At 72.1% G+C, this 5,060-nt stretch carries 8 protein-coding genes; 3 read left to right on the top strand and 5 right to left on the bottom strand.

What is annotated here, in order from left to right; all coding sequences use genetic code 11:
• Positions 1-402: 402 nt before the first annotated feature.
• Positions 403-1,371 (bottom strand): Bug family tripartite tricarboxylate transporter substrate binding protein, encoded by a 969-nt coding sequence (locus L2I40_RS18895; protein ID WP_237216735.1) that lies wholly within the window; start codon positions 1,369-1,371, stop codon positions 403-405.
• 126 nt (positions 1,372-1,497) lie between these two features.
• Between L2I40_RS18895 and L2I40_RS18890 the strand changes: the two genes are divergently transcribed.
• Positions 1,498-1,875, top strand: coding sequence for a rhodanese-like domain-containing protein (locus L2I40_RS18890; protein ID WP_237216734.1), 378 nt, complete (start codon positions 1,498-1,500; stop codon positions 1,873-1,875).
• Between the two features lie 129 nt (positions 1,876-2,004).
• Here the strand turns inward: L2I40_RS18890 and L2I40_RS18885 are convergent, their stop codons facing one another.
• Genes L2I40_RS18885 through L2I40_RS18875 form a run of 3 tightly spaced genes read right to left on the bottom strand, consistent with a single transcriptional unit; the run spans position 2,005 to position 3,687 of the window.
• Positions 2,005-2,469: a DUF411 domain-containing protein gene (locus L2I40_RS18885; protein ID WP_237216733.1), complete on the bottom strand. Its 465-nt coding sequence runs from the start codon at positions 2,467-2,469 to the stop codon at positions 2,005-2,007.
• A gap of 16 nt (positions 2,470-2,485) precedes the next feature.
• Positions 2,486-2,782, bottom strand: a complete 297-nt coding sequence (locus tag L2I40_RS18880) for a hypothetical protein (RefSeq protein WP_237216732.1) — start codon at positions 2,780-2,782, stop codon at positions 2,486-2,488.
• On the bottom strand, positions 2,779-3,687 hold the full coding sequence (locus tag L2I40_RS18875; protein ID WP_237216731.1) for a LysR family transcriptional regulator: 909 nt from the start codon (positions 3,685-3,687) through the stop codon (positions 2,779-2,781). The genes L2I40_RS18880 and L2I40_RS18875 overlap by 4 nt, the downstream gene beginning before the upstream one ends.
• 108 nt (positions 3,688-3,795) lie before the next feature.
• Here L2I40_RS18875 and L2I40_RS18870 point away from each other — a divergent pair, with 108 nt between their 5' ends.
• On the top strand, positions 3,796-4,035 hold the full coding sequence (locus L2I40_RS18870) for a DUF1127 domain-containing protein (protein WP_237216730.1): 240 nt from the start codon (positions 3,796-3,798) through the stop codon (positions 4,033-4,035).
• Between the two features lie 60 nt (positions 4,036-4,095).
• Here the strand turns inward: L2I40_RS18870 and L2I40_RS18865 are convergent, their stop codons facing one another.
• Positions 4,096-4,500, bottom strand: a complete 405-nt coding sequence (locus L2I40_RS18865; RefSeq protein WP_237216729.1) for a septal ring lytic transglycosylase RlpA family protein — start codon at positions 4,498-4,500, stop codon at positions 4,096-4,098.
• A gap of 329 nt (positions 4,501-4,829) precedes the next feature.
• Here L2I40_RS18865 and L2I40_RS18860 point away from each other — a divergent pair.
• The coding region (locus L2I40_RS18860; RefSeq protein WP_237216728.1) for a hypothetical protein at positions 4,830-5,060 on the top strand (231 nt) is incomplete at its 3' end.

Genomic DNA, 5,060 nt, shown 5'->3' with positions numbered 1-5,060 from the left:
ACACAAACACCAACATCTCCGTCCGGCCACCCTTCCCACCAACCCAACGCCGTAATCACACAGCGCTCGTCAGCAGAAGCAGGTCACCAGACCAACTACTTCCCTCGCAGATACACAGTTTGAAAGAGCGATGGGACGAAGCGACCTGATCCCTTTTCAGGGCACCCGGTGCCGTCTGTCCCGATACCGCCAACCCGGCGGGGCGAAGAAGATAGCGAGATGTCCTCGCCGCTTCAAGAGCCAACCGCGTTCGTCGTCGGTGGGCGCTATCTAGTCCTCGGCCAGGACCCTGTCAAACCCCCTTCTTCATCATTCCGGCATCGCGCTCGCGGCAGCGTTTCGGCGCACGGCAGGCCGCTGCGAGCGCGGGAGGGGCGCCGGCCCTCCCGCCCCTCCCCCGCCTCAGCTGTCGGCGCGGATGTCGTTCTGCCGGATCACGTTGCCCCATTTCTCGATCTCGGCGGCGACGAAGCGACGGGCCTCCTCCGGGGAGGAGGCGATCACGTCGCAGCCCTGCTCCTCGATCCGAGTCTTCACCTCCGCCTCGCTCACCGCCTGCGCCAGCGCGGCGTGCATGCGATCGAGGATCGGCTGCGGCGTCCCGGCGCGGCCGAAGAAGGCCCACCAGGTCGGCGCCTCGAAATTGCCGAAGCCCTGCTGCGCGAAGGACGGCGCGCCGGGAACGTGCCGGCTTTCCGTGCGCGTGGTGACGCCGAGCGGGCGCAGCGTGCCGGCGCGGATGTGCTGCGACACGATCACGACGTTCGTCATGAACAGCGGCACCTCGTTGGCGACCGCCGCCGTCACGGCGGGCCCGCCGCCGCGATAGGGCACGTGGGTCAGGCGGAAGTTGTTCTGCTGCTGCAGCAGCGTCGTCGAGATGTGGGCGAGGCCGCCCGTGCCCGACGTCGCGTAGTTCCACCGGTCGGGCTCGCGCCGCGCGGCCGCGACCACGTCCTGGAAGTTGCGGAACGGCGTCGAGCTGTGCGCCACCATCGCCAGCGGCCCGGTCGCGACGACGCTCACCGGCGCGAAGGCCTCCAGCGTGCGGTAGTTGAGGCGCATCAGCGTCTGGTTCGCCGCCTCGTTGTCGTACTGGAACATCCAGGTGGACCCGTCGGCCGGCGCGCGCGCGGCCTCCGCGGCACCGATCGCGCCCGAGGCGCCGCCGCGGTTCTCGATCACCACCGGCTGCCCGAGGATCGCCGCGAGCCGCGGCTGGAAGAGCCGCGCGATGGTGTCGGTCGAGCCGCCGGGCGCCCAGGGGACGATGAGGCGGATCGGACGGTCAGGCCATTGCGCCTGGGCGCGGAGCACGGACGGGGCGGCGATCCCCACCGCGGCGAGGGCGAGAAGCTGGCGACGTTGCACTGGCGTTTCCTCTGCAGTCGGACAGGCGGCGCAAGTGCCAATCCGGCGGCGCAACTGCAAGGGGGGACGGTTCACGTCTCCCTGCCCCGAGGTCTAGCCTGCCCGTCCACTCCTGGGAGGACAGCGATGATCACTGTCAAGGACATGCTCGCCGCCGCCAACGCGGCCGTGCCGCGGATCGGCGCGGCGGAGGCCAGGGCGCTCGCGGCCGATCCGCGCACCGTGCTGCTCGACGTGCGCGACGCGGCGGAGGTGAAGGCGTCCGGCAAGGCGAAGGGCGCGCTCGCCGTCTCGCGCGGCCTGCTCGAGTTCCGCGCCGATCCCGAGAGCCCGCTGCACGACGCCGCCTTCGACCGTGCGAAGACCATCATCGTCTATTGCGCCTCCGGCGGCCGCTCGGCGCTGGCCGGCAAGACGCTGAAGGACATGGGCTACGCGGACGTGCGCAACCTCGGCGGCTTCAAGGACTGGGTCGAGGGCGGCGGCGAGGTGGAGCCGGGCTGAGGCGGGAGGGGCGTTGCAGGAGGGGGCCGTGGCCCCCTTCCTGGCCGGCCATGAAGATCGAGGTCCAGGAGCCCGCCGGCTCCTGGCGGGAGGGGTGCGGAGAGGGCAGCGCCCTCCCCGCTCGCCCGCTCAGGCCGGCTCCCCGCCGCGGAAGCGCATGAAGGGGCGATGGGGGCCGGCGCCGAAGGCGATGACGTCGTAGGTGTCGGGCTCCGCGCCCGGCACCTCCATCCCCGGCGAGCCGATGGGCATCCCGGGCACCGCAAGGCCGCGCACGCCCGCAGGACGTTCGGCCAGCAGGCGCCGGATCGCGAGCGGCGGCACATGCCCCTCCAGCGCGAATCCCTCGACGCGCGCGGCGTGGCAGGAGAGCAGGTCGGACGGGATGCCGAGCGTGCGCCGCCACGCATTCACCGAACGCACTTGGTTGTCCTGCACCTCGAAGCCGGCCGCCTGCAGATGCGGGATCCAGAGATGGCAGCAGCCGCAATTCGGGTCGCGCCACACCTGGACCAGCGAACGCGCCTGCGCGCGCGCCGGCGCGGCCAGCATCGCGAGTCCGCCCGCCGCCAGCAGCCGTCGTCCAAGGATCATCCTGCGCTCCGTCCTGTCACCTTGCCGCAGGCTCGCATGCCGCGCAGCCCGCGCGATTGACCTGCCGCAACGCCGCGTGGTCGCGACGGCCCTGCAGCGCGGTCTGCACGAGCCCAAGCGTCCAGCACAGGAAGCAGCCCCGGAAGGCGACGACCGCGACGACGCCGAGCACCAGCGCGGCCGCGCCGTGCCACCAGGCCTGCCCGAGGAACCACAGCGGCACGGCCGCGAACATCGCCGGGAAGCCGACCAGGCCGCGCAGCAGGTGCCGCCCGACCGAGGGACTCGCGAAGGGCGAGGGGATGTCCTTCATGCCGCCAGCGCCACGCCCGGCGCATTGGCGCGCCGAAAACCCTCGGCGATGTGCGCGGCCAGCGCATCCGCCGCCGGCACGCCGATCGAGGCCTCGTGCCGCAGCAGCAGCACGCCCATCTCGGGCAGCGGCGGCAGCCCTTCCGCCTCGCCGAGCCAGGCGAGACCCTGCGGCAGCGTGCAGGGCGTGCTGACGGTCAGCGCGAGCCCCGCGAGCGCCACGGTGAAGCAGCCGGTCTGCGTCGCGGAGTTGTAGGTGACGCGCGCCGCGCGGCCCTGCGCGCGCAGCGCGTCGAGCGCGGCGTTGCGCCAGGGGCAGCAATGGCTCGGGCGGCCGAGGGCGAGCGGCAGCGGGTCGCGCTTGTGCAGCCCATGCGTCGGGCTGCCCACCCAGCGCAGCGGCCCGCGCCAGACGCGCTCGGCCGCGACACCGCGCGGCTCCTGCCCTTCGCTGATCAGCGTCACGTCGAGCCGCCCTTCGACGAAATGCTGCGCCAGCTCCTCGGAGTTCACGCAGATCACCTCGAGCTCGACGGCCGGATGCGCCTCCGCGAAGCGCGCGAGGATGCCGGGCAGCCAGTTCAGCGCGTAGTCGTCCGGCGTGCCGAGCCGGACCGTGCCGACCATGGGCGGGGCGCGGAAATTGCCGACGATCTCGTCGTTCAGCGCGAGCAGCGTGCGGGCGCGCTCCAGCAGCCACATCCCCTGCGGCGTCGGCTGCACGCCCCTGGGCGTGCGCACCAGCAGCGGCTGGCCGAGCGTCTCCTCAAGCCGCCGGATCTGCATCGAGACCGCCGATTGCGTCCGCCCGACGCGCTCGGCGGCGCGGGTGAAGGATCCGCCCTCGGCGATCAGCACGAAGGCGCGCAGCAGGTCGGGGTCGAGCCCAGGCGGCAAGGCGAGCATGCCAAGAACATCAATCCTGCTGATGGCCAAGGTCAAGACAATTCGTTGGATTGATGCTCTGCGCCGGCCGAGATTGTCGGCGTCCACCGAGGGAAAGGAACCCCAGCGATGTCCGGCCATGTGCTCACCCGTCCCGTCCGCCGCGTTGCGCGGCCGGCACAGGCGCGCTGGCTCGTCTGGCTCGCCGAGGTCCTGCGCGCGATCGAGACGCGTCGCCACCTGGCGCAGATGGACGACCGGATGCTGAAGGATATCGGCGTCACGCGGGCCGATGCCTTCGAGGAAGCCGCCCGCGCGCCGTGGGACCTCGACCCCAAGCCGCGCAGCGCGCCCTGGGTCATGCGCTGAGCCGAAGCGGGGCGGGCCCGCGGGCCCGCCCCGGACCGCTTCGGACCACTCCGTTTCGGATCACTCCGTCCCGCTCTGCCCGTCGCGGGCGCGATTGGGCAGGCGGCCGACGGGCCTGACCTCGACCGGCGCGACGCCGGCCTGCCGCATGCCGAGCTCATCCGCCGTCCGGGGCGAGAGGTCGATGATCCGCCCGCCCACATAAGGACCGCGATCCTCGATCACGACGCGGCGGGTCTCCCCGGTCCGCAGGTTGGTCACGTCGACGACCGTGCCGAGCGGCAGGGTGCGGTGCGCCGCGGCGTTGGAACGCGGGTCGAAGCGGTCGCCATTGGCCATGGGCCGGCCGGTGAAATAGGTGGGGTGGTAGTAGGACGCCACACCGCGCTGAGGCACCGGCGTCTCGGCCAGGGCCGGCGTGAGGCCGAGCAGGGCAAGGGCGGGCAGGACGCAGAAGGCACGCATGGGGGGATCTCCTGTCTCGCAGGCCCGTCTCCGGGCATGGCGGCGGGGACGCCTCGGAACGGCGGAGGTTGCATGAACCTCGCACCCCCGTGAGATCCGGGACGGACTCGGGTCAGGCCGATCCGCAGCACGGCGCGTCAGGGTTGCAGGAGCTTTCGGAGAGAGGAGACCGGAGCGATCCTGGGGAGTCCGCGCCCAAGCTCGGGTCCGATGCAAGAGTCGACCGACAACTCTTTGATGTTGCGGCATCAGGGACTGAAATCATCCGCGCGTGACAGCAAAACGCTTGACCAGCGACGGGTCGCGGCCAGAACATACGGGGAACGATAATGCCGTACCCCATGGATCCGGATCGCTCCCCCTACCCGCTGCCGCCCGAGCCGCTGCCGATGGATCGCGACGCGCTGGTGGCGGCGCTGCGCAGCCGCATCGGCCGGCTCGAGCGCGCCGGCGCCGCCGCCGCGCTCGCCCGCAGCAGCGCGGGAGCGGTGCATTTGTCCGAAACCATCGACGCGCAACTCCCCGCCGGCGGCCTCGCCCGCGCCGGGCTGCACGAGGTG

The organism is Falsiroseomonas oryziterrae, from assembly GCF_021864505.1.
GTDB classification, from domain to species: Bacteria; Pseudomonadota; Alphaproteobacteria; order Acetobacterales; family Acetobacteraceae; genus Falsiroseomonas; species Falsiroseomonas oryziterrae.
The sequence above is the reverse complement of the archived record's forward strand: the minus strand, read 5'-3'. Positions and strand labels throughout refer to the sequence as shown.